This is a genomic window from Micromonospora sp. NPDC048170, assembly GCF_040652795.1.
In the GTDB taxonomy this organism is placed as follows: domain Bacteria; phylum Actinomycetota; class Actinomycetes; order Mycobacteriales; family Micromonosporaceae; genus Micromonospora.
The window spans coordinates 395,635-418,307 of the sequence record NZ_JBEZMR010000001.1 but is presented as its reverse complement, the minus strand read 5'-3'; the positions used below and the strand labels follow the sequence as shown (position 1 = coordinate 418,307).

23 protein-coding genes and 1 tRNA gene are annotated in these 22,673 nt (G+C 73.4%); 21 read left to right on the top strand and 3 right to left on the bottom strand.

Features of this window, described 5'->3' with window-relative positions; genetic code table 11:
- The first annotated feature begins 41 nt into the window (after positions 1-41).
- The 4 genes from eno to AB0D32_RS01800 are packed head-to-tail and all read left to right on the top strand — an operon-like array spanning position 42 to position 3,121.
- Positions 42-1,325, top strand: a complete 1,284-nt coding sequence (eno, locus tag AB0D32_RS01815; RefSeq protein WP_357083221.1) for a phosphopyruvate hydratase — start codon at positions 42-44, stop codon at positions 1,323-1,325.
- A gap of 32 nt (positions 1,326-1,357) precedes the next feature.
- Positions 1,358-1,990 carry a septum formation initiator family protein gene (locus tag AB0D32_RS01810; RefSeq protein WP_357083218.1) on the top strand — a complete coding sequence of 211 codons (633 nt, stop codon included), beginning with the start codon at positions 1,358-1,360 and terminating at the stop codon, positions 1,988-1,990.
- A 34-nt stretch (positions 1,991-2,024) separates the two neighbouring features.
- Positions 2,025-2,582 (top strand): DUF501 domain-containing protein, encoded by a 558-nt coding sequence (locus tag AB0D32_RS01805; protein WP_357083215.1) that lies wholly within the window; start codon positions 2,025-2,027, stop codon positions 2,580-2,582.
- Positions 2,583-2,584: 2 nt separating this feature from the next.
- Complete coding sequence (locus AB0D32_RS01800) at positions 2,585-3,121, top strand: amino-acid N-acetyltransferase (RefSeq protein ID WP_357084178.1); 537 nt, start codon at positions 2,585-2,587, stop codon at positions 3,119-3,121.
- A gap of 1 nt (position 3,122) precedes the next feature.
- Here AB0D32_RS01800 and AB0D32_RS01795 read toward each other — a convergent pair whose 3' ends face one another.
- On the bottom strand, positions 3,123-4,022 hold the full coding sequence (locus tag AB0D32_RS01795) for a PHB depolymerase family esterase (protein WP_357083212.1): 900 nt from the start codon (positions 4,020-4,022) through the stop codon (positions 3,123-3,125).
- A 96-nt stretch (positions 4,023-4,118) separates the two neighbouring features.
- On the opposite strand from AB0D32_RS01795, the gene AB0D32_RS01790 reads away from it, so the two are divergent.
- The 14 genes from AB0D32_RS01790 to AB0D32_RS01725 all read left to right on the top strand — a co-directional run bounded on the left by AB0D32_RS01790 (position 4,119) and on the right by AB0D32_RS01725 (position 17,733).
- A complete protein-coding gene (locus AB0D32_RS01790) occupies positions 4,119-5,129 on the top strand; it encodes a helix-turn-helix transcriptional regulator (RefSeq protein ID WP_357083209.1) in 1,011 nt (336 codons plus the stop codon).
- A gap of 8 nt (positions 5,130-5,137) precedes the next feature.
- A complete protein-coding gene (locus tag AB0D32_RS01785; RefSeq protein WP_357084174.1) occupies positions 5,138-6,067 on the top strand; it encodes a Ppx/GppA phosphatase family protein in 930 nt (309 codons plus the stop codon).
- 140 nt (positions 6,068-6,207) lie between these two features.
- The gene (locus AB0D32_RS01780) at positions 6,208-8,025 is read left to right on the top strand and encodes a protein kinase (protein ID WP_357083206.1); all 1,818 of its coding nucleotides are present in this window, start codon (positions 6,208-6,210) and stop codon (positions 8,023-8,025) included.
- A gap of 160 nt (positions 8,026-8,185) precedes the next feature.
- Positions 8,186-8,518 carry a PadR family transcriptional regulator gene (locus tag AB0D32_RS01775; protein ID WP_089001967.1) on the top strand — a complete coding sequence of 111 codons (333 nt, stop codon included), beginning with the start codon at positions 8,186-8,188 and terminating at the stop codon, positions 8,516-8,518.
- Entirely contained in the window at positions 8,515-9,537 is a 1,023-nt protein-coding gene (locus AB0D32_RS01770; protein ID WP_357083202.1) for a hypothetical protein, read from the top strand. Before AB0D32_RS01775 ends, AB0D32_RS01770 begins: the two co-directional genes overlap by 4 nt.
- A 117-nt stretch (positions 9,538-9,654) precedes the next feature.
- The gene (locus AB0D32_RS01765; RefSeq protein WP_357083199.1) at positions 9,655-10,137 is read left to right on the top strand and encodes a hypothetical protein; all 483 of its coding nucleotides are present in this window, start codon (positions 9,655-9,657) and stop codon (positions 10,135-10,137) included.
- A 202-nt stretch (positions 10,138-10,339) separates the two neighbouring features.
- Positions 10,340-11,026 carry a dienelactone hydrolase family protein gene (locus AB0D32_RS01760; protein ID WP_357083196.1) on the top strand — a complete coding sequence of 229 codons (687 nt, stop codon included), beginning with the start codon at positions 10,340-10,342 and terminating at the stop codon, positions 11,024-11,026.
- Positions 11,027-11,045: 19 nt separating this feature from the next.
- Positions 11,046-11,759 (top strand): uracil-DNA glycosylase, encoded by a 714-nt coding sequence (locus AB0D32_RS01755; protein WP_357084171.1) that lies wholly within the window; start codon positions 11,046-11,048, stop codon positions 11,757-11,759.
- 78 nt (positions 11,760-11,837) lie between these two features.
- Positions 11,838-12,581, top strand: a complete 744-nt coding sequence (locus AB0D32_RS01750) for a DUF4129 domain-containing protein (protein WP_357083193.1) — start codon at positions 11,838-11,840, stop codon at positions 12,579-12,581.
- Between the two features lie 43 nt (positions 12,582-12,624).
- On the top strand, positions 12,625-13,209 hold the full coding sequence (locus AB0D32_RS01745) for a hypothetical protein (RefSeq protein ID WP_357083190.1): 585 nt from the start codon (positions 12,625-12,627) through the stop codon (positions 13,207-13,209).
- Positions 13,206-14,210 (top strand): MoxR family ATPase, encoded by a 1,005-nt coding sequence (locus tag AB0D32_RS01740; RefSeq protein WP_357083187.1) that lies wholly within the window; start codon positions 13,206-13,208, stop codon positions 14,208-14,210. Before AB0D32_RS01745 ends, AB0D32_RS01740 begins: the two co-directional genes overlap by 4 nt.
- Complete coding sequence (locus AB0D32_RS01735) at positions 14,210-15,622, top strand: DUF58 domain-containing protein (RefSeq protein ID WP_357083184.1); 1,413 nt, start codon at positions 14,210-14,212, stop codon at positions 15,620-15,622. Before AB0D32_RS01740 ends, AB0D32_RS01735 begins: the two co-directional genes overlap by 1 nt.
- A 114-nt stretch (positions 15,623-15,736) precedes the next feature.
- Positions 15,737-16,297, top strand: coding sequence for a hypothetical protein (locus AB0D32_RS01730; protein WP_357083181.1), 561 nt, complete (start codon positions 15,737-15,739; stop codon positions 16,295-16,297).
- A gap of 104 nt (positions 16,298-16,401) precedes the next feature.
- A complete protein-coding gene (locus tag AB0D32_RS01725) occupies positions 16,402-17,733 on the top strand; it encodes an NAD(P)/FAD-dependent oxidoreductase (protein ID WP_357083178.1) in 1,332 nt (443 codons plus the stop codon).
- Positions 17,734-17,872: 139 nt separating this feature from the next.
- Here the strand turns inward: AB0D32_RS01725 and AB0D32_RS01720 are convergent, their stop codons facing one another.
- Positions 17,873-19,705, bottom strand: a complete 1,833-nt coding sequence (locus tag AB0D32_RS01720; protein WP_357083175.1) for a hypothetical protein — start codon at positions 19,703-19,705, stop codon at positions 17,873-17,875.
- A gap of 102 nt (positions 19,706-19,807) precedes the next feature.
- Between AB0D32_RS01720 and AB0D32_RS01715 the strand changes: the two genes are divergently transcribed.
- The 3 genes from AB0D32_RS01715 to AB0D32_RS01705 all read left to right on the top strand — a co-directional run bounded on the left by AB0D32_RS01715 (position 19,808) and on the right by AB0D32_RS01705 (position 21,296).
- Positions 19,808-19,888: transfer RNA gene (locus AB0D32_RS01715), tRNA-Leu, on the top strand.
- A 111-nt stretch (positions 19,889-19,999) separates the two neighbouring features.
- Positions 20,000-20,815, top strand: coding sequence for a Bax inhibitor-1/YccA family protein (locus tag AB0D32_RS01710; RefSeq protein WP_357083172.1), 816 nt, complete (start codon positions 20,000-20,002; stop codon positions 20,813-20,815).
- 157 nt (positions 20,816-20,972) lie between these two features.
- Entirely contained in the window at positions 20,973-21,296 is a 324-nt protein-coding gene (locus AB0D32_RS01705; protein WP_357083169.1) for a hypothetical protein, read from the top strand.
- Positions 21,297-21,392: 96 nt separating this feature from the next.
- Here the strand turns inward: AB0D32_RS01705 and AB0D32_RS01700 are convergent, their stop codons facing one another.
- On the bottom strand, positions 21,393-22,655 hold the full coding sequence (locus AB0D32_RS01700) for an acetyl-CoA C-acetyltransferase (RefSeq protein ID WP_357083166.1): 1,263 nt from the start codon (positions 22,653-22,655) through the stop codon (positions 21,393-21,395).
- Positions 22,656-22,673 lie beyond the last annotated feature (18 nt).

Genomic DNA, 22,673 nt, shown 5'->3' with positions numbered 1-22,673 from the left:
GGCCCATATCGGACCGGAACACACAAACGAGGAGCGACTCAGTGGCAACCATCGAAGGAATCGTCGCGCGGGAGATTCTGGACTCGCGGGGCAACCCGACCGTCGAGGTCGAGGTCGGGCTCGACGACGGCACGATCGCCCGGGCGGCGGTGCCCTCCGGCGCCTCCACGGGCGCCTTCGAGGCGATCGAACTGCGCGACGGTGACGCCGACCGCTACCTGGGCAAGGGTGTCGAGAAGGCGGTCTCGAACATCGAGGACAGGATCGTCGACGAGCTGATCGGCTACGAGGCCAGCGAGCAGCGGCTGATCGACCAGAAGATGCTCGACGTCGACGGCACCGACAGCAAGTCCGAGCTGGGCGCGAACGCCATCCTCGGCGTCTCCCTGGCGGTGGCCAAGGCGGCGGCCGGCAGCGCCGAGCTGAGCCTCTTCCGCTACCTGGGCGGCCCGAACGCGCACCTGCTGCCCGTGCCGATGATGAACATCCTCAACGGCGGCGCGCACGCGGACTCGAACGTCGACATCCAGGAGTTCATGATCGCGCCGATCGGCGCGCCCAGCTTCCGGGAGGCGCTGCGCTCCGGCACGGAGGTCTACCACGCGTTGAAGTCGGTGCTGAAGAAGAAGGACCTCTCCACCGGCCTCGGCGACGAGGGCGGCTTCGCGCCGAACCTGCCCACCAACGCCGCCGCCCTGGACCTGATCGCCGAGGCGGTGGAGAAGGCCGGCTACCGGCTCGGCACCGACATCGTCTTCGCGCTCGACGTGGCCGCCACGGAGTTCTTCGACAACGGCACCTACACCTTCGAGGGCACCGCGAAGACCGCCGAGGAGATGAGCAACTACTACACCAAGCTCGCCGGCGACTACCCGATCGTGTCGATCGAGGACCCGCTGGCCGAGGACGACTGGACGGGCTGGCAGACGCTCACCGCCTCGGTCGGTGACCGCATCCAGATCGTCGGCGACGACCTGTTCGTCACCAACCCGCAGCGGATCGCCCGCGGTATCGCCGAGAACGCCGCCAACGCGGTCCTGGTCAAGGTCAACCAGATCGGTTCGCTGACCGAGACCCTGGACGCGGTGGACCTGGCCCACCGGGCCGGCTTCAAGTGCATGATGAGCCACCGCTCCGGCGAGACCGAGGACACCACCATCGCCGATCTGGCGGTGGCCACGGGCTGCGGCCAGATCAAGACCGGCGCCCCGGCCCGCTCGGACCGGGTCGCGAAGTACAACCAGCTCCTGCGGATCGAGGAGGAGCTGGCCGACGCGGCGCGGTACGCCGGAGCGGGCGCCTTCCCGCGCTACCGTTCGGCCTGAGACGCGCGAGGCCTCGGGGGAGGGGTGTGACGATGCAACAGCGCCGCACACCGGGCGGACAGCGCCCCGCCCGCCGGCCCACCGGCCGGCCGGGCGGGGCCCGGGGCGCCCGGGCGTCGGTCCGCGAGGGCGGCGTCCGCGCCGAGGCGCGGGCCACCGCCGGTCGCGCGCCGGGGGCGACGCGGGGAGCGGAGGGCGTACGCTCCGCGAACCGGCCCGCCGCGGCCCGTCGTGGGGCCGCCGGCACCGTCAAGCGGCTCTCCGCACCCCGCTCCCGGGGCCTCACCGGGCGGGCCACCGTGCTGTTCGCGGTGCTGATCGCGCTCGCCCTGGCCTACACCTTCCCGGTGCGGGTCTACCTGGACCAGAAGACCGACATCGAGCGGATGGAAGCCGCCCAGGCCGCCCAGCAGCGGGAGATCGAGAAACTGGCCCTCGACGCGGCCAAGTGGCAGGACCCGGCATACATCAAGATCCAGGCCAGGGAGCGGTTCTTCATGGGCCCGCCGGGCGAGACGCTGCTGGTGGTGCTCTCCGACCCGGAGGGCGCCGCCCGGGACGCCGGCTCGTCGGCGGCCCCGTCGACGCCCGCCGAGCCCGCCTCCTGGTATGACACCCTCTGGTCGAGCGTGCAGGCCGCCAACGGCGAGCAGCCCGACAAGTGAGCGACACCCGAGCAGCGAACGAGAGATGGGCACCGTGACTGTCGTACCACCGCAGGAGCCGGCGGCGGATTCCGTACCCCCGCCACGGCGGGAACCGGCCACCGAGGCAGACCTGGCCGCGGTGGCCGCGCAGCTCGGACGCCCGCCAAGGGGCACCCGGGCCGTGGCGCACCGTTGCCCCTGTGGCCTGCCCGACGTGGTGGAGACGACCCCGCGCCTGGCCGACGGCACCCCCTTCCCGACGCTGTTCTACCTGACCTGCCCCCGGGCGACGGCGGCGTGCAGCCGGTTGGAGTCGGCGGGGCTGATGAAGGAGATGGCGGACCGGCTGGCCGCCGACCCGGAGCTGGCCGCGCGTTACCGCGCCGCGCACGAGGACTACCTGGCCCGCCGGGACGCGATCGGCGAGGTGCCGGAGATCGCCGGCATCTCCGCCGGCGGGATGCCCGCCCGGGTGAAGTGCCTGCACGTGCACCTCGGGCACGCGCTGGGGGCCGGGCCGGGGGTGAACCCGTTCGGCGACGAGACGCTGGAACTGGTGGAGAAGTGGTGGGCGGCCGGGCCCTGCGTGGACGTGCCGGCGGCGGACTGACCATGGCGGGCGCGGACGGGGGCGTGGTGGGGGCCGACGAGATCGTGGTGCGGCCGGCCCGCACCTCCGACGTACGCGGCATCCGGCGGCTGGTCGACACCTACACCGACGACCGGCGGCTGCTCAGCAAGGCCACCGTCACCCTCTACGAGCACGTGCAGGAGTTCCGGGTCGCCGTACGCGCCGGCGACGGCGCGGTGGTCGGCTGCGGCGCGCTGCACGTGATGTGGGAGGACCTGGCCGAGATCCGGACGGTGGCGGTCGACCCGTCCTGCCGGGGCCGCAAGCTGGGCCACCGGATCGTTGCGGACCTGATCGACGGCGCCCGCGAGCTGGGCATCGCCCGGATCTTCGTGCTCACCTTCGAGACGCGGTTCTTCGGCTCGTTCGGGTTCACCGAGATCGACGGCGCGCCCGTGCCGCAGCAGGTCTACGAGCAGCTGCTGCGCTCCTACGACGAGGGCGTCGCCGAGTTCCTGGACCTGGAACGGGTCAAGCCGAACACCCTCGGCAACACCCGGATGCTGCTGCGCCTCTGACTCAGCTTCGGCGCGGGTGGGCGGCGAAGAAGTCCCAGATGAGTTCGGTGGCGACGAGACCCGTGTCGGGGGCGGCCAGATCGCCGGTCGGCGCCCCGGGCCACGAGTGCCCCATGTCCGGCAGGGTGTAGACGGTCACGTCGCTGCCGTCGCCGCACCGTGCGTCGGTGCGGGTGACGTCCGGCGCGTTCGCGGGCGGGGCGCCGGGAGCCGGTGTGCAGCGGAGCCGCCGCTGCCAGGTCCGTACGCCCTCGGTGAAGACCTTGGCGTAGCGGTCCTGCCCGCCGATGAACGTGATCACCGACACCGGTCGCCTAGGCACGTAGGTCTCGGGGTCCGTCCGGGAGCCGATGTAGCCGCCGCTGACGACGCCGATCGCCGCGAAGAGCCCCTCGGCCTCGACGGCGGCCCGGAAGCTCATGTCCCCGCCGTTGGAGATCCCGGTCAGGTAGACCCGGTCCGGGTCGGCCCGCCAGGTCCGCACGAGGTGGGCGGTGAGGTCCTTGAGGAAGCCGACGTCGTCGGTCGTCCCGCAGCAGATCAGTGCGTTGAAGCCGCCGTTCTGCCCGTCCGGGTAGGCGACCAGGAAGTTCTCCCGGTCGGCCACGGCGTCCAGCCCCACCATCTCCCGCAGCCGGGCGCCGCTGCCGGGATAGAAGTGCAGGGCGATCACCAGCGCGGTGGGCCGGGTGGGGTCGTAGCCGGGCGGCGCGTGCAGCAGGTAGCGGCGGTCGGCCCCGCCGTGCGGCAGGGTGAGTTGGTGGTCGCCGGCGGCAGGGCGTTCGACGGCCCCCGAAGGCGACGGGGCCGGCGTGGCACGGGTCTGACCCCTGTCCCCACCACACGCCGCCGCGACGACGGTGAGAACCAGCCCCGTCAGCACCGCCACCGTCCGTCGCACGCCCCGCCTCCTCCGTGACCCACGGCCCACACTGGATCGGCCGGCCGGTGCGGGGCAACCCTTTCGGTCCAGGCCGAAGGGAGGCAGTCTGCTGGCATGCTTCGTCTCCGCCTGGGGCCGGCGGACCTGTGCCGGGTCCGCTTCACCGATGGCCTGCACCCGGTGGGCACGGCCCTGCTGGCCTGCCAGGTGCTGTACGACGCGGAGGCGGTCCGGATGGCGCCGGGCCCCGCGGCGGGCGCGGCGGCGGCGACGGGTCGGGCCCGGTCCGCCGCCTCGGTGCTGCGGCACCTGCTGCCCGTACGCGGGCGCCTGCCGGACTTCCTCACCCCGCTGGACGGTATGGAGTCGGTCGCCGCCGGTCTGGAGGCGATCCGGGCCGTCCCCGTCCAGCGGGTCCGGGCGGAGGTCGCCGCCGCGTACGCCCAACTGCCCGCGACGCCGTTGCGCAGGCGGTTCGCCGAGGCCGACGGGGAGACGATGAGCCTGTTCGGCCGGGCCCTGGACACCTGGCACGACGCGGTGCTCGCGCCACACTGGGCCGATCTGACGGACGCGCACCGGCACCAGGTGGCCGAGGCGACCGGGCACCTCGCGGCACACGGGTTGGACGGCCTGCTGAACACGTTGCACCCGGCGATCCGGTGGGAGGCGCCGACGCTGACGGTGCGGACGTGGTGGAGCGCGACGGTGTCCGGCAACGGGCACGGCCTCCTCCTGCTGCCCTCTCCGCTGGCCGGCCCGCATCCCCGGGTGCTGGTGGAGCCGGGTCAGCCGGTGCTGGTGGTGTATCCCGCGCCGATGCCGCGCCGGGTCGAGGCGAGCGCCGTCGATCCGCTCGGCCGGCTGCTGGGGGTCACCCGGGCGGCGGTGCTGCGCCGGCTCGCCCGCCCCGGCCGGCACACCACCACGACGCTCGGCCGGGCCGTCGGGATCAGCGTCTCCTCGGCGTCCGAGCACGCCGGGGCGTTGCGGGCGGCCGGCCTGGTCAGCAGCGTCCGCGACGGCGGGGCGGTGCTGCACCGGTTGACGTCGCTCGGCACCGACCTGCTGGGCCACGACGACGTCCCGCCGGCGGTCGCGCCTGACGTAGGGTTGCTGCCGTGACGACGCGTGTGGCCGCCATCGACTGTGGGACCAACTCGATCCGACTGCTGGTCGCCGATCTGCCCGACGCCTCGGCGGGGCCGGAGGCGCCGCTGGTCGACCTGAGCCGGCGGATGGAGATCGTCCGCCTCGGCCAGGGCGTCGACAGGACGGGGCGGCTGGCCCCGGAGGCGATCGAACGCACCCGGGTCGCGCTGGCCAGCTACGCCGCCGAGATCGAGAAGCTGGGCGCGGAGCGGGTCCGGATGTGCGCCACGTCGGCGTCCCGGGACGCCTCCAACGCCGCCGAGTTCCGCGAGATGGTCGAGCGGACCCTCGGGGTCGCGCCCGAGGTGGTGACCGGCGACGAGGAGGCGCGGCTCTCCTTCACCGGCGCGGTGCGCGGGCTGCCCGCCGACGCGCGCGAGCCGTACCTGGTCGTCGACATCGGCGGCGGCTCGACCGAGTTCGTCGTCGGCACCCGTGCGGGCGGCGTCGAGGCGGCCGTCTCGATGGACATCGGCTGCGTCCGGATGACGGAGCGGCACCTGCACGGCGATCCGCCGGGCATGGCCGAGGTGGCCGCCGCACAGGCCGACATCGCGGTCGCGGTGGACCGGGCGCTGGCGGCCGTGCCGGGTCGGCAGGCCGCCACGCTGGTCGGGCTCGCCGGGTCGGTCACCACCGTGGTCGCGATCGCCCAGGGCCTCCAGGAGTACGACCCCGACCGCATCCACCACGCCCGGGTGTCGTACGACGCGGTGGCCGGCGTGACGGCCGACCTGCTCGGCAGGACCAGGGAGCAGCGGCTGGCGATCCCGGTGATGCACCCGGGCCGGGCGGACGTGATCGGGGCGGGCGCCCTGGTGCTCCGAGTGATCATGGAGCGGGCGGGGATGGACTCGGTGGTCGCCTCCGAGCACGACATCCTCGACGGCATCGCCTGGAGCCTCGCGTAGGTCCGGCACCGTTCGTTCACGGTGGCAGATGAAACGACTCGAAGGCGTCGATTTCCTGACCATCGTGATCGGACAACGCCGATGCGTGGCAGCCTTCCCGCCTCTGTAGCATCGCTGCGACGACGAGGGGGCCGCGCCGAGTGAACGACATCATCCCTACCCTGCCCGACCTGGGGCTGGAGTTCCTCCCTCTCGAGCCGGGCGACCCCGATGTGGTGGGCGACATCCGACTGCTCGGCCGGATAGGCGAAGGCGGCATGGGCCGCGTCTACCTCGGAGCGACCCAGGCCGGCCGGGCTGTGGCGGTGAAGGTCGTCAAGGACCCCTACTCGACCGACCCCGCCTTCCGCGCCCGCTTCGCGCGGGAGGCCGCGATCGCCGGGCGGGTCGGCGGCGTCTTCACCGCCCCCGTGATCAGCCACGACGCCGAGGCCGTCCGCCCGTGGCTGGCGACCGCCTTCGTGCCGGGCCCCAATCTCGCCGTCGCCGTCACGCGCCACGGAACGCTGCCGCTGCACGGCGTGTGGCGACTCGCCGCCGGGGTGGCCGAAGCCCTCAAGGCCATCCACGCCGCCGGCATCGTCCACCGCGACCTGAAGCCCGGCAACGTGCTGCTCGCCGCCGACGGCCCCCGCGTCATCGACTTCGGCATCTCCCGGGCCGACGGCGAGCTCGACCTCACCCAGACCGGCGTACGGATGGGCACCCCGTCCTATATGTCGCCGGAGCAGGTGCGCGGGGAGCGATCCACCCCTGCCACGGACGTCTTCGCGCTCGGCTCCGTCGTCGCCTTCGCCGCCACCGGGAGGGCTCCGTTCCGCGCCGGCAGCACCGTGGAGCTCGTCTACCGCGTCACGCAGGGCGAGCCGGATCTCGACGGCATCACGGATCCGGGACTGCGGGAGCTGATCAGCCGATGCCTGGCGAAGGAGCCGCAGCTGCGCCCGACGCCGCAGGACGTCATCACCGCCTACGTCGACCGCAGCGCGGCAGCCGCCGGGCAGGGCTGGCTGCCCGAAGGTCTCGAGGTGACGCTGCCCCAGATCGGGGCCGCCCTGACCGTCCCTGTCAGGCCGCCCGGCATCACACCGACTCTGACCGTCACCAAGCCGGACGGGCTCACCGGCGGCGCTCTTGGGCGGGACACCGTTCCCGAACCGGCCGCCGCGGAGCTGACGAAGCTGCCGGACCTGACGACCCATGCCATGCCGCCGATCGACACCCGGCGCCGGAGTTGGCTTCGACCGGCTGTCGCTGCGGCGGTCGGTGTGCTCGTGGTGGTGCTGGGCGGGACGTATCTCGCCAACGGCAGCGCGAAGACCGGTGCACCCGCGGCCGGCAGCTCTCCGACCGATCTTGCCGCCGCGACCACTCCCTCCCTGATCACCAGCGGCGCCTCCGGCCCTGCCAGTGCGCCCAGCGCGACAGGCGCGACCGGTGCGACGAATCCGAACGGTCCGACCGGTGGCGGCCCAGACGCGCCAACCAGCCCGTCGGTCGTTCGGACGCCGGCCAAGGACGTCCCGGCCGCCCCGGCACCGACCAGGTCCGTGCCTCGCGCCACCGGACTGCCCTCGGGGCCGTTCAACCCCGACAACATGGTGATCGTGAGCTCCGACGGCACGGTGCTCAGCACCACCGACACGAAACACGGCTCGAAGGTGGTGACCGCCGTCTGGGGGAACCATCCCGGCCAGAGGTGGAAGTTCGAGTCGGACGGCGAAGTCATGGTCGTCAGGTCGCTACCGTCCATGCAGTTCACCATCAACTATGACGAGCGCGGAATCCTGTCACCGACCAGCTTCGGAAATCTCTACGGGTGGGTCTACGACTCCGGGAAACGCCAGTTCCGCAAGCGGAACGCGAGCGGGTGCCTCACCTCCCGGGGTGCCGGCCAGCCGGTCAGCTACGGCGCGTGCGACGGCAGCGAGAGCCAGGTCTGGCGAATAGTGTCGTGACCGCTCCACCCGGCGGTCGTGACGGCCGTCCTCTGCCCGGCCGCTGACCGCCAGCGCCCGCGTGGCCGCCGTCTGCCCGACGGTCACCGGGGCCGGAATGAGCCCGACGCGTGTCGCGCTTCTTTGACGGTACTGCGCATTGCGCACTAGTGTGCAATGCGTGGACACGACACAACTGTTGAAGGGCGTACTGGATCTCGCGGTCCTCGCCGTGCTCCGGGAGGAGGACGGCTACGGCTACGACATCCTGCGCCGGCTGCGCGACGCCGGGCTGGAGGAGGTCGGCGACGCCTCGGTCTACGGCACGCTGCGCCGCCTCTACGCCGCCGGCCTGCTGACCACCTACGTCGTGCCGAGCGAGTCCGGCCCGCACCGCAAGTACTACTCCCTCAACGCCGCCGGCCGGGACCAGTTGACCCGCTCCGGCAAGCTCTGGCGCTCGTTCGCCACCACCATGGACGCACTGCTCGACGATCGGGGGATGGCGGCATGACCGTCATGGAGCAGGAAATCGCGGACTACGCCGCACGGGTCCGGGCCGCGCTGGCCGACCTGCCGCCGGCGCACCGCGACGAGTTGACCGAGGACCTGCCGGAACACCTCGCCGAGGTCGCCGCCGAGGCCGGCGGCACGCTGGTCGAGCGGCTCGGCGAGCCCGAGGCGTACGCGGCCGAGCTGCGCGCCGCCGCCGGGGTCGGCGCCGCCGTCGCCGGCGGTCGCCGCCTGGACCGTCGCCTCGGAGTCGCCGTGGACCGGCTGCGCGGGCGGGCGCACCGCTGGGACGTCCAATTCGGACCACCCCTCGGGTACGCCACCGCGAGCGAGTTCCTCCGGCTGCTCCGGCCGGCCTGGTGGGTGCTGCGCGGCTACCTGGCCGCCATGCTCGTCACGGTCGTCACCACCGGCGACTCGTTCGGCGTGCTGCCCGAGCTCAACGGCAGCACCCTGGCCGGCCTGGTGCTGCTCGCCGGCAGCGTGCTCGCCTCGATCTGGCTCGGCCACCACACGCCCGGCCTGACCCGGCCCAAGCGGCGGCTGCTGCACGCCGGCACGGCGGTGCTGGTGGTCTTCGGGTTGATCGGCCTGGCCGACGTGAACGGCCGCGTCGGTTCCGGGGGCTTCGGCTACGAGCAGATCTCGGTCGACGACCGCTACGACCACGTCCGGGACGTCTTCGTCTACGACAGCGAGGGCCGGTTGGTGGAGAACGCCCGGCTCTTCGACCAGAACGGCGATCCGATCCGCCTCGGCTACCCGGACTGCCCGTCCGTGCGGGACCCGAACGGGCTCGGCAACCCGCTGCTGCGGACGTACCCGTACTGCCCGGAGCAGGCGCCCTTCGCGCCGCGGGCGCCCGTCGGCGCCCCGCCCGCGCCCGGCGTGCCGGCGCTGCCGACGCCCACCACGTCGGACGGCCCGGCCGAGCCCACGCCCACCCCGAGCGGCACCCCGACCACGGCACCCACGCCGTCAGGTACGCCGGCCGGAACACCCGCCCCGAGCGGGACGTGAAACGGATCATGCCGTGAACCTGGGAAATAGCTGAACGGATGAGTCCAGCGGGGCAACGGCTGTCGGCCCCTGTCGCTACGGTGTCGTCTGCTCACTCACCCCCCGGAAGGAAAACCCGTGTCAGAGCAGGTCGCACCGCCCCCCGCGCCGGACGCCGCACAGCCCCCGTCGGCCGTCCAGGCGCCGCCCCCGGCGGAGCCCGAGATGAAGAAGTCCGGTTCCAAGAAGCTGCTCGGCATCGTGGGCGCGGTCGTCGTGTTCCTCGTCGTCGCGGGGCTGAAGTTCGGCATCGGCTCGGTGATCGGCAACTTCTTCAACAAGGACGAGACCGCCGAGGCCAAGGCCGGCGACTGCATCGCCGAGCTGCCCGAGGTGACCGGCACGAAGGAAGAGAAGGTCGACGGCGCGAAGGTCGTCGAGTGCACCTCCACCGACGCCGTCTACAACGTGGTCGGCCGGGTCGACGGGCAGACCACGGCGCAGGCCCGCTCCGGCGAGGCATGCGGGCAGTACATCAAGGAGGACCAGGAGGGCTACGTCTACTACAGCATCGAGCCGGGCAAGACCGGCTACCTGCTCTGCCTGACGAAGAAGTCCTGATTCCTCCAGCGTGACAGCACCGCCGTCGGCGGCGCGGACGACGTCCGCGCCGCCGTCGGCGTCTGCGAACAGGGCCGGTCGGCAGGAGGTGAATGCCACTGTTCCGGCGTCTTCCCCGGGGCGCTCACTGCGTGGCAGGCTACCGACACGTAGGACCACTGGGCGACCAGCCAACGATGACTGACCGCTAGGAGGAGGGCCGATGGGCGAAATGGTGAGCTACCGCAGCAACGGGGGGACGGGTGAGGGGTATCTCGCGATACCCTCCGGCGGTGCGACCAGCCCTGCGGTCATCGTCATCCAGGACTGGTGGGGCCTGGTGCCGCACGTCCGGGCGGTCGTGGACCGGTTCGCCGAGGCCGGTTTCGTCGCCCTCGCCCCGGACTTCCGCCACGGCGGCCCGGCCAGCAGGCCGAGTGAGCCCCGGCAGATGCTGAACAGCCCGCAGATGGACGAGGCGGCGGTGGACATCGCAGGCGCGGCGGACTACCTCGCCGGCCGGCCCGAGGTCACCGGCAAGGTGGGCTGCGCGGGCTTCTGCGCCGGCGCGAGCCTGGCCCTCTGGGCGGCGACCCGATCCGAGCGGATCGTCGCCACCGCCGCCTTCTACCCCCGACTGCCGTGGGACGGGATGCGCCCCGAGTGGGCCGACTACGCGGGCAAGGCCGCGCACATCCACTGCTCGGAAGAGGACGGCACCTCCGCCGCCGACGGTGTGCGGACCGTCCGCCGCGCCATCGAGGCCTCCGGCGGCACCTGCCAGACCTACGACTACCCCGGCACCTCACACGCCTTCTTCAACGAGGACCGGCCGGAGAACTTCGACCAGCGCGCCGCCGCCACCGCCTGGGCCCGCACCCTCGAACTCTTCCGGGCCAAGCTTGGCTGAGCCCCGTACGCCCGACGAGGTGGTCGCCCGCGCCGCGCGGGCGACCGACCTGGCCGACCTCGACGCCGCCGTCGCCGACTGCTTCGCCTGCCCACGGCTGGTGCGGTGGCGGGAGGAGGTGGCCCGCACCCGCCGGGCGGCCTTCCGGGACCAGGAGTACTGGGGCCGTCCGGTGCCCGGCTTCGGCGCCCCCGACGCGCGCATCGCCATCCTCGGCCTGGCACCCGCCGCGCACGGCGGCAACCGCACCGGGCGGATCTTCACCGGCGACCGCTCCGGCGACGTCCTGTTCGCCGCGCTGCACCGGGCCGGCCTGGCCAACCAGCCGACCAGCGTCGCCGCCGACGACGGGCTGACCCTGCGGGACCTGCGCGTCTTCTCCGCCGTGCGGTGCGCGCCGCCGGAGAACAAGCCCACCCCCGGGGAGCGGGACACGTGCGCGCCGTGGCTGCACCGCGAGGTGGCGCTGATCCGGCCCACCCTGCGCGTCGTGGTCGCGCTGGGCGCGTTCGCCTGGGCCTCGTGGTGGCCGGCCCTTCGCCAGGTGTACGGCCTGCGCCCGCCCAGCCCGCGACCGGCGTTCGGCCATGGGGCACACTGGTCCGGCACGGGCGCGCCGGAACTGCTCGGCTGCTACCACGTCAGCCAGCAGAACACCTTCACCGGGCGGCTGACACCAGAGATGCTGGACGACGTGTTCGCCCGGGCGAAGCAGTCGGCCGGGGTGGACTGAGGCGTGGGGGCGGTGGCGATGACGGACGGAACGCGTCGACCCGTACGACCCGCCCCGGTGGCCCGGAGGTAGCCCCCGATGGAACTCAGCGCCCTGCGCAGGTGGTGGCCCGTGGCGGCGGTGGTGCTCCTGCTGGCCGTCGCCGCGTTGTCGTCCGCCCACTCGTCGATCGGTGCCAGCCGGGTCCCACCCGCCGCCGACAACATCCCCTACGTCCCGGAATATCCGACCGCCGAGCCGGCCGCCTCGATCCCGGTCGAGCCGCGGGACGCCGGTCAGGCCACCCAGGCGCAGATTCCGAGGTGGATCGGCACGGCCGTCGTCGTACTGCTCGGGCTGGCCCTGCTCGCCGCGTTCGGCTATCTCACCTGGACGCTGGTCCAGGGCGCCAGGCGCCGGACGAGCCGGGCGCTGCCGGTCAGGCGGGCCCGCCGGACGGCCGAGGGCACGGCCCGCGAGGTGGCCGCCGCCCTCGACGCCGGCCTGGAGGAGCTGGACGACCAGGACACCGACCCCCGGACGGCGGTCATCGCCTGCTGGGTACGCCTGGAGGAGGCCGCGGCCGGGGCCGGCGTGCCCCGGCTGGCCGGCGACACCCCCACCGACCTGGTCACCCGGCTGCTGCGGGGCGACCCGTCGGCGGGTGTGCCGGCGATCGCCAGCGTCGACGTGCTGGCCGAGTTCGCGCACGTCTACCGCGAGGCCCGGTACGCCACCCGGCCGGTCGGCGAACACACCCGCGACCAGGCCCGCGCGGCGCTGCGCCGGCTGCGCGGCGAGCTGGCCGCCGTGGTCGCCGCCGACAGCGAGGTGCCGGCGTGACCGGGGCGTGGCCGGCCCCCGCCCGGCATGGTGAGGTGGGGCGGTGAGCAGCACCAGCATCGACGACCTGCTGAGCTTCGAGGAGGAGCGGTCCGCACCCGCCGACCGGTCCCGGGGCGGGCGAGCCGGTCGGGTGCTGCGCACCCTGGCCAGCGTCGCGGCGGTCGTGGTCGTGCTGGTCGCCGGCCTGCGCGTGGTGGGCCTCCGGGTCTCCCTGCCGGTCCTCGTCGCCGGGGTGGTCGCCCTGTTCCTCGTGCGTCGGGTCGTCACCGCCCTCGCGCCCCCGCCCCCGCCCCGAGCCGGCCGCCGGGTTCCGGCCGGCGACGGCGACGGCACCTGGAACTGGGGTGCCCGGGACGCGCTGCGGGCCGCGATCAACGGCTGGGAACGGCCGTTGGACTGGTCCGCGAGCAACGGGGAGCGGTTCGCCGAGCGGATCCTGCCGCGCATCGGCGAACTGGCCGACGAGCGGTTGCGCCAGCGCCACGGGCTGACCCGGGAGTCCGACCCGGAGCGGGCCCGCGCCCTGCTCGGCGACCGGCTCTGGACGTTCCTCAGCACGCCTTCCCGCCGCCCCCCGTCGCCGCGCGACCTCGCGGCGATCGTCGCCGAACTGGAGAAGACATGAACGACGTGGACCGCAGCATCCCCGCCGCCGAGGTCGGTCACCTCGCCCGGTCGGTGCTGGAGGCGGTCGGCCAGGTCGTGGTCGGCAAGCGGGACGCGCTGGAGCTGGTCCTCGCCGGGATCCTGGCCGGCGGGCACGTGCTGCTGGAGGACCTGCCGGGCCTCGGCAAGACGCTGACCGCGCGGTCCTTCGCGCAGGCGCTCGGGCTGGACTTCCGCCGGCTCCAGTTCACCCCGGACCTGCTGCCGGCCGACGTGACCGGCTCGTTCCTGTACGACCAGCGCAGCGGCGACTTCACGTTCCGGGCCGGGCCGGTCTTCACCAACCTGCTGCTCGCCGACGAGATCAACCGGACCCCGCCGAAGACCCAGTCGGCCCTGCTGGAGGCGATGCAGGAGAAGCAGGTCTCGGTGGAGGGTGTCACGTACAAGCTGGACGAGCCGTTCCACGTGCTGGCCACCGCCAACCCCATCGAGTACGAGGGCACCTACCCGCTGCCGGAGGCGCAGCTCGACCGGTTCCTGCTCCGGGTCTCCTTCGGCTACCCGGACCACGAGGAGGAGTGGGAGGTGCTGCGCCGGCGGATGGCCCGCCGCCGCGAGGAGGCCGACATCAAACCGGTGGTCGACGCCGGGACCCTGCGCGCCATGCAGGCCGCGCTGGAGGACGTGGTCGTGGAGGACTCCGTCGGCCGCTACATCGTCGCGCTCACCGCGGCCACCCGGGAACACCCGTCGGTGCTGGTGGGCGCCTCGCCGCGCGGCTCGCTGGCGCTGCTGCTGCTGTCCCGGGTACGGGCCGTCATGGCCGGCCGTGACTACGTCGTGCCGGAGGACGTCAAGGAGGTCGCCGCACCCGCCCTGGCCCACCGGATCACGCTGCGCCCGGAGATGTGGCTGCGCCGCGTCGACCCGTCCTTCGTGGTCGGCGAGGTGCTGGAGGCGACCCCGGCACCCGCCAGCGGCGCGCTGCCCAGCTACGCCGCCGGCCCCGGACACTGATGGTCGCGCCCGCCGTGTCGCCCCGGGTCGAGTCGCCGCCGCCGGAGCCGGAGCCCGCGACCGGCTGGACGCCCACCTGGGCGCTCGGCCGGGCGGTGCTCCTCACCGGACTGTTGCTGATCGCGGGAGTGCTGCTCGGCCGGGTCGACCTGATCGTGCTGGCCGCCCCCTTCGCGCTCGGCACCGCGTACGCGCTGCGCCGCCGGCCGACCGCCCTGCCGCAGGTCTGGATCGCCGCCGACGAGGGGCACCTGGTCGAGGGGGGCGAGCTGACCGGCACGGTCACCGTCGGCAACCCCGACCTGCTCGACTACGACGTGGCGGTGGTTCGCAGCCGGGTCTCGCCGTGGCTGCGGGTGGAACGGGTGACGATCGCCGGGGCGACCACCGCGTCCGGGGCGGGTTCGGCCGCCGCCCCGTCGGTCGCCGAGCGGCCGTTCGTGACCGCCGTCCCGACGGCCCAGGCCGTGGACCTGGAGCTGACCGGCACGGCGCTGCGCTGGGGCCGGCACCCCATCGGCCCGGCGGGCGCCCGGGTCGCCGCCGCGCAGGGCCTGCTGGTCTCCCGCGCCGTGGTCGCCGAACCGTCCCGGTTGCGGGTTTACCCGAGGACCGAGCCGTTCGACGCGGTCGAGGCCATGCCCCGGGCCGCCGGCCTGGTGGGCGCGCACCACTCGCGCCGGCCCGGCGAGGGCGGCGAGCTGGCCGGCGTACGGGTCTTCGCCCCGGGGGACCGGCTGCGGCGCATCGACTGGCGGGTCTCGCTGCGTGCCCGGCAGCTGCACGTGGCGGCGACCCTTTCCGACCGGGACGCCGAGGTGGTGGTGCTGCTCGACGTGCTCGCCGAGGCGGGCCGCTCGGGGGGCGTGTCCGGGGCCGCCTCCGTGCTGGACACCACCGTCCGGGCCGCCGCCGCGATCGCCGAGCACTACCTGCACCGCGGCGACCGGGTGTCCATGCTGGAATACGGTCCCGCCGCCCGCCGGCTGCGCCCGGCCACCGGCCGCCGGCAGTACCTGACCGTCCTGGAGTGGCTGCTGGAGGTGCGGGCGGAGTCCTCCCCGCACGAGCCGTACGACCAGGTGTTCGGCCCGCAGTTGCTGTCGGCGGACGCGCTGGTGGTGGTCCTCACCCCGTTGCTCGACGAGCGGTCGGCGCAGATGCTGGCCCGGCTGGCCCGCTCCGGGCGGTTCGTGGTCGCGGTGGACACCCTGCCCGCCGATCTCACTCCGCCGAAGGACCGGGGCTGGGCCGAGGTGGCGTACCGGCTGTGGCGGCTGGATCGGGACACCATGATCGGGCAGTTGCGGGAGCACGGCGTGCCGGTGGTGCGCTGGGCGGGCGCGGGCAGCCTCGACGAGGTGCTGCGGGACGTGGCCCGCCTGGCGACCGCACCCAGGGTGGGCCGGTGAGCGCGAGGAACGCAGCGCAGCGGAGTCCCGCAGTCGCGAACGAAAGGCGGCTTCGGTGAGCGCGAGGAACGCAGCGCAGCGGAGTCCCGCAGTCGCGAACGAAAGGCGACACCCGTGAACGCCGTCACCGAGAGGGTCCGGGCGCTGCGGTACGCCGCCGCCCGGATCAGCCTGACGCCACTGTTGGTGCGTGCCGGGATCTTCCTCACCGTGCTGGTCGGCCTCGTGCTGGCGTACCCGTCGGAAGTGCTCCTCGGCCGACCGCTGCTCGCCCTGGTGCTGGTGGCGGTGCTGCCAGCCGTCGGGCCGCGCCGGGTCTGGCCGACCTTCGCGGCGCTGGTCACGGTCGGCGGCTGGCTGGTCGCCACCGACGGGTACGGCCGGCCGATCGCCCTGTGGCGGCTGCTCGCCGTGGCGGCGCTGCTCTACCTCACCCACACCCTCTGTGCGCTGGCGGCCGTGCTGCCGTACGACGCGGTGGTCGACCCGGACCTGATCGTGCGGTGGCTGGCCAGGGCCGGCGCGGTGCTGCTGGCCACCTTCGTGCTCGGTGTCCTGTTGGTGGAGGTCGCCGGGCTCGGTGGTGATGCCGGACACCAGGCGGCGACGGTGGTCGGCCTGCTCGTGGCGGTGGCGGTGACGGCGTTGCTGGGGTGGCTGCTGCGCCGCAGGTGACAGCCCCTTTTGGGGTACGTTGTGCAGGTCACAGGGGTTGTGCTCGGTCACAGAGAAGGGGCGCGAGCGGGATTAGCCGGGCCGCGCGGGGAAAGATAGATGACGTGAACCCGAAGCGGATCCTTGTGGTGGGTGCCGGGCACGTCGGTCTCTATGCGGCACTGCGCCTGTCGAAGAAGCTCAGTTCCCATGAGGCTGAGGTCGTCGTGGTGGACCCCCAGCCCCACATGACCTACCAGCCGTTCCTGCCCGAGGCGGCGGCCGGCAACATCTCCCCCCGGCACTCTGTGGTGCCGCTGCGGCGCGAGTTGCGGCGGTGCAAGGTGGTGGCGGGCGCGGTGATCCGGATCGACCACGCCCGCAAGACGGCGGTGGTCCAGCCCATCAGCGGCCCCACCCGGGAGATCCCCTACGACCACGTCGTCGTCGCTCCCGGTTCGGTCTCCCGCACGCTGCCGATTCCCGGCCTGCACGAGCAGGGCATCGGCTTCAAGACCATCGGCGAGGCCATCTACCTGCGCAACCACGTGCTGGACCGGCTCGACGTGGCCGCCGTCACGCCGGATCCGGCCGTTCGCCGTTCCGCCCTGACCTTCACCTTCGTCGGCGGCGGGTACGCCGGCATCGAGGCGCTCGCCGAGATGGAGGACATGGCCCGGGACGCGCTGAAGTACTACCCGGAGCTCAAGGCGGACGACATGCGCTGGGTGCTGGTCGAGGCGACCCAGCGGGTGCTGCCCGAGGTCGACCGGGACATGGGCGCCTACACCGTGCAGCAGTTGCTGAAGCGGAACATGGACATCCGGCTGGACACCCGCCTGGAGTCCTGCCTCGACGGGGTGGTGAAGCTCTCCGACGGCGACACTTTCCGCTCCGACACCATCGTCTGGACGGCCGGCGTGAAGCCGTCGCCGATGCTGGACGCGACGGACTTCCCCCGCGACGAGCGGCGACGGGTCACCTGCCTGCCGACCCTCCAGGTGGTCGACGGCGACCGGGTGGTCGAGGGCGCCTGGAGCGCCGGTGACTGCGCGGCCGTGCCGGACCTGACCAAGGAGCCCGGCAACTACTGCTCGCCGAGCGCCCAGCACGCGGTCCGGCAGGCGGCCCGGATGGCCGACAACATCGTCAACGCCGTGCGTGGCCGCGAGCCGGTGGAGTACAAGCACAAGCACTCCGGCAGCGTCGCCAGCCTCGGCCTGCACAAGGGCGTGGCCCAGGTGTACGGGTTCAAGATGACCGGCTGGCCGGCCTGGTTCATGCACCGGACGTACCACATGAGCCGGATCCCGTCGTTCAACCGCAAGGTCCGAGTCGTGGTCGACTGGTCGCTGGCGTTCTTCCTCAAGCGTGAGGTGGTCGCCCTGGGCCAGCTGCACGACCCGCGCGAGGAGTTCGCCGAGGCGTCCCAGCCGGTCGGCGCCGGCCGGGCCTGACCGCCCCAGGGGACGCCGCCGACCTGGCCCGCCTCCGCACACCTTCAGGGTCATTCATGATCGGTTGATGCTCCGCCTGGCCCGGGGCCACTTCCCGCCCGGGCCAGCATCAACCGATCATGGGTACGCCCGCACCATGTCAGACCCGCCAGGTCCAGGCGTCGGCGATCCGGGTGGCGGGCCCGTAGAGCTGTTCCAGCGTGCCGCGCAGGCTGTCGGCGTGCGTGGTGTCGACGGCCAGCGCCACGCACGAGGCACCCCAGAAGTCCGCGTCCTCGGCGGCCTGCCGGCGCTGCCGGTCGTCGACGACCGGTTGCCCACCGCGCCTGCCGACCTCGGCCAGCAGCGCCGAGGTGGGCTGCTGGTAGGTGCCCATCGCAGCCGTGCCGCCGCGGCCGTACGGCCCGATGAAGAAGCCCTCCGGCATGCCGAACGCGGCGTCGGCGGCGGTCGCCCAGCGCATCGGCCACGGCTCCCTGGGCGTGGCGAGCGGCACCGGCACCAGCACCCCGCCCGGCTCGACGCACTGGCGCCAGTGCCCACCGGTGATGAACTCGGGCAGCGGCGGACGCTCCGCGGTGGGCAGCGGGGTCGGCAGCAGGGGCAGCAGCGCCACGCCGACCGCCGCCGGCACCAGGCGGCGGGCCCGGCCGGTGCCGCGCAGCGCCCGGTCGACCGCCAGCACCAGCAGCGTGGCGACCAGCGGGAGCACCGCGAGCGCGAACCGCATCGGCAGCGCACCGTCCACCACGGGCAGACCCGAGAGCAGGGCGTACGGACCCGGCACGGCGGTGCGTTCGCCGTCGACGACCACCCGGGGGCCGAGCGACAGCGCCCCCGTCACCAGCGTGCCGACCACGCACGCGACGACCAGCGGACGACGGCCCAGCCAGAGCGCGCTGGCCGCGGCGACCAGCAGCAGGGGCAACCCGAGGAAGGTGTTGTACTCGGCCGGCCCGGTGGTCAGCCGGGCGGCCCCGTCGTCGCCCCCCACCGACAGCGGCGAGACCGTCCACCAACTGCGGAGATCCGCCGAGAAGTAGTGCGGGCTGAACATGCCGTCCGCGACGCCCTGCGGGCCCGCGAACTGGAACCAGAGCGGCCAGGCCAGCACGAGCAGGGCCAGCCCGGCGGCGAGCATCATCCCGCCGGCGAAGCCGGGCAGGGCGCGGCGGGCCAGGTTCCGGTCCGCCACCGCGTAGCCGACCGCCATCACCAGCAGCGTGACCGCGCAGAGGAAGAGCACCTCCTCGCCGATGAAGACCTGCGCCGTTACCGCCGCCGCCAGGCCGACGGCCGAGCTGACCAGCCGCCGCCGGTCCGGCCCGTCGGCGGTGCCCGCCGGGTCGGCGGCCCGCAGCAGGCGGACCACCAGCCAGACGATCACCGGGACCAGCCACTGTGCGGTCATGTGCAGATGGCTGTTGGTCTGCGAGACCATTCCGGGGCCGAAGCCGCAGAGCGCCGCCCCGAGCGCGGCGGCGAGCCGGCGGGCGCGCAGGAGGCGGGTGAAGAGCACGTACCAGGCGACCGCGGTGCCGGCCAGGTTCGCCATGGCCAGCAGGGCGAAGGTGACCGGCGCGCCGAACAGCAGGGTCACCGGGGCGAGGAGCACCCCGAGGGCGATGACCGTGGTGTTGGTCATCAGGTTGACGCCGTCCGGCGCGTTGAGCCGCCCGGTGAGCAGGCCGAAGTCGCCGAGCAGAGCCCGCGAGTCGACGGCGAGGAACCACTCGTAGAGGGCCTGGTCCTCCGGGTTGAGCGCCAGGACCCGGGCCGCCGGGTCGGGCCAGAGCCCGTGGGTGAGCCAGCCGGCCAGCGCCACGAAGAGCAGCGCGATGGTGACGTCCGCCCGGCGACGGTGGACGGCGGTCAGCAGGCGCGCCGGCCGGAGCCGGCGGGGCAGCCGGTCGGCGGCGAGGACAGCCTGGTCAGGGGCGGCGTCGGGGGCCGTGGGGGCTGCGCTGCTCACGGCCTCGACCCTAGTGTGATCCGGACGCCGGGGTACGCCGGGTCGCCGCCGACCCGCTACCGTGACACTGCACCGCGCGTGTCGACCCGCGCGGTGTCACCCGCCCGGGTGGTGGAACGGCAGACACGGCCGCCTTAAAAGCGGCTGCCGCAAGGCGTGCGGGTTCGACCCCCGCCCCGGGCACGTCGTACTCTCAGCTTCCGCTCAGCTTGCCGATCTCCACCGGGCTGCCCTGGGCGTTTACTCTTGGGGGTGCGCGTTCACGTGCAACGACCCCCTGAGGGAGGCCTGACAGTGAAGACTTCGAACCCGGTGCTCGCCCGGCTCGGCCAGGCGGCCGAGCGGGAGCGCTCCGCCGGGTACGCCCCGACCGGGCCGTACGGACAGCCCGGCTATCCCCAGCAGTACCCGACGGAGGCCGGCTACCCGGCGGCCCCGCCGACCGTCAACACCATGTCGATCGACGACGTGGTCGTCAAGACCGTCACGCTCCTCGGCATCCTCGGCGTCTCCGCGGCGGCCGCCTGGGTGCTGGTGCCCGACGCCCTGCTCGGCGCGGCCTGGATCGGCGCGGCGGTGGTCGGCCTGGTCCTCGGGCTGATCATCTCGTTCTCCCGGATGGCGAACCCGGCGCTGGTCGTCGCGTACGCCGTTGTCGAGGGCGTCTTCGTCGGCATGGTCAGCAAGTTCTTCGAGTCGCTCTACGACGGCATCGTGCTCCAGGCGGTGACCGCCACGTTCGGTGTCTTCTTCGTGATGGCCATGCTCTACAAGGCGAAGGTCATCCGGGCGACCCCGAAGTTCGTCAAGGGCATGATCGCCGTGATGGCCGGCCTCTTCGCCGTCATGCTGATCAACCTCGTGTTCGCGCTCTTCGGCGTGAACACCGGCCTGCGCGACGGCAGCCCGCTGGCGATCGGGTTCAGCCTGGTCTGCATCGTGGTCGCCGCGCTGAGCTTCGTGCTCAGCTTCAAGGAGGTCGAGGACGGCGTCCGGATGGGTCTGCCCCAGCGCTACTCCTGGGTTGCCGCCTTCGGCATCCTGGTGAGCCTGGTCTGGCTCTACATCGAGATCCTGCGCCTGCTGAGCTACTTCCAGGGCGACGACTGACCGTCGTCCCCGCCCCCGCCCCCTCCCCGCTCCGTGTCACCGGGCGTTGATCATGAAGTTAGCGGCGAAGTCGATCGCGATTTTGCCCGCTAACCTCATGATCAACGAGGCGAGGCGAGGCGAGGGTGGGGTGGGGGCGGTCCGTAGAATTGGTGGGGTGAGCGGGGTGGGGGAGCTGGAACGGGCGGTGGGGTTTCTGGTCCGTCAGGTCGGGCACTGGCAGCAGCCCCGCTGGGCGGCCACGGCAGCGGGTGGAAACGTGTCGCGCGCCGATCTGGTGCACCGGCTGGTGCAGGAGATCGCCAACCTGTGTGCCGACACGGAGGGCGGGCCCCGGCGGGCGGTGCCTCGGCTCGACAACGACCTGGCGCTGCCCGACCAGCTCCGGGTCGTGGCGGCCGACCTGGTCGCCGCCACGCCGCCGCCGGAGGTGCTGGCGCGGGCCGCCGCCGAGGTGACGGCGACCCGCGAAATCCTCTAGCGGCGACCCGTGCGCCGCCGGCCGGGGCTCCGGTCCCGGCGGCGAGGCCCGCTCAGGCGAGGCCCGCTCAGGCGAGGCCCGCTCAGGCCGGCGCGTTCAGCTCAGGCGCTCGACGACCATGGCCATGCCCTGGCCGCCACCGACGCACATGGTCTCCAGGCCGATCGTCTTGTCGTGCCACTCCAGGGCGTTGAGCAGGGTGCCGGTGATCCGGGCCCCGGTCATGCCGAACGGGTGCCCGACGGCGATCGCGCCGCCCATGACGTTCAGCTTCTCCAGCGGGATGTCGAGCTGGCGGTACGAGGGGATCACCTGCGCGGCGAACGCCTCGTTGATTTCCACCAGGTCGACGTCGTCGATGGTCATCCCGGCCCGCCGGAGCGCCTGCCGGGTGGCCTCGACCGGGCCGAGACCCATGATCTCCGGCGAGAGGGCGGTCACGCCGGTGGAGACGATCCGGGCCAGCGGGGTGATCCCGAGGTCCCGGGCCCGCTGGGCGCTCATGATCACCACGGCGGCCGCGCCGTCGTTGAGCGGGCAGCAGTTGCCGGCGGTGATGCGCCCGTCCGGACGGAACACCGGCTTCAGCCCCGAGACCGCCTCCAGCGTGACTCCGGCGCGCGGGCCGTCGTCGGTGCCGACCACCGTGCCGTCCGGCGTGGTGACCGGGGTGATCTCGCGGGCCCAGAAGCCGTCGGCGATCGCCTTCTCGGCGAGGTTCTGGCTGCGTACGCCGAACTCGTCCATGTCGGCGCGGGTCACGTCGTACGCCTGGGCCAGGTTCTCGGCGGTCTGCCCCATGCTCAGGTAGATGTCCGGCAGCTCGCCGGCCTCGCGCGGGTCGGTCCAGACCGGGGCGCCGCCCTGGGCGCGGGCCGTCGACCGCTCGGCCGCGGCGGCGAAGCGCGGGTTCTCCCAGCCGCCGCCGACCAGGGCCCGTGCCTCCTTCGGCAGGCTGTCGGAGTTGCCACGGGCGTACCGGGAGACGGTCTCCACGCCGGCGGAGACGAACACGTCGCCCTCGCCGGCCCGGATCGCGTGCATCGCCATCCGGGTGGTCTGCAACGAGGACGCGCAGTAGCGGGTGAGCGTCGCGCCGGGCAGGGTGTCCAGGCCCATCAGGGTGGCGACCACCCGGGCCATGTTGAAGCCCTGCTCGCCGCCGGGCAGGCCGCACCCCAGGTAGAGATCGTCGATCTCTGCCGGGTCGAGCTGGGGGACCTTGTCCAGGGCGGCCCGCACGATGGTCGCGGCGAGGTCGTCCGGGCGGACGTCGCGCAGGGACCCCTTGTGTGCCCGGCCGATGGGGGAGCGGGCGGTGGCGACGATGACGGCGTCGCGGGACGACTCAGACGGCATGAACCAACGTTAACCTTC

What these genes read in the sequence shown, in the direction of transcription:
- AB0D32_RS01810 (WP_357083218.1), top strand. Translation starts at nt 1,358, where the DNA reads ATGCAACAGCGCCGCACACCGGGCGGACAGCGCCCCGCCCGCCGGCCC.
- AB0D32_RS01800 (WP_357084178.1), top strand. Translation starts at nt 2,585, where the DNA reads ATGGCGGGCGCGGACGGGGGCGTGGTGGGGGCCGACGAGATCGTGGTG.
- AB0D32_RS01790 (WP_357083209.1), top strand. Translation starts at nt 4,119, where the DNA reads ATGCTTCGTCTCCGCCTGGGGCCGGCGGACCTGTGCCGGGTCCGCTTC.
- AB0D32_RS01770 (WP_357083202.1), top strand. Translation starts at nt 8,515, where the DNA reads ATGACCGTCATGGAGCAGGAAATCGCGGACTACGCCGCACGGGTCCGG.
- AB0D32_RS01760 (WP_357083196.1), top strand. Translation starts at nt 10,340, where the DNA reads ATGGGCGAAATGGTGAGCTACCGCAGCAACGGGGGGACGGGTGAGGGG.
- AB0D32_RS01750 (WP_357083193.1), top strand. Translation starts at nt 11,838, where the DNA reads ATGGAACTCAGCGCCCTGCGCAGGTGGTGGCCCGTGGCGGCGGTGGTG.
- AB0D32_RS01740 (WP_357083187.1), top strand. Translation starts at nt 13,206, where the DNA reads ATGAACGACGTGGACCGCAGCATCCCCGCCGCCGAGGTCGGTCACCTC.
- AB0D32_RS01735 (WP_357083184.1), top strand. Translation starts at nt 14,210, where the DNA reads ATGGTCGCGCCCGCCGTGTCGCCCCGGGTCGAGTCGCCGCCGCCGGAG.
- AB0D32_RS01700 (WP_357083166.1), bottom strand. Translation starts at nt 22,655, where the DNA reads ATGCCGTCTGAGTCGTCCCGCGACGCCGTCATCGTCGCCACCGCCCGC.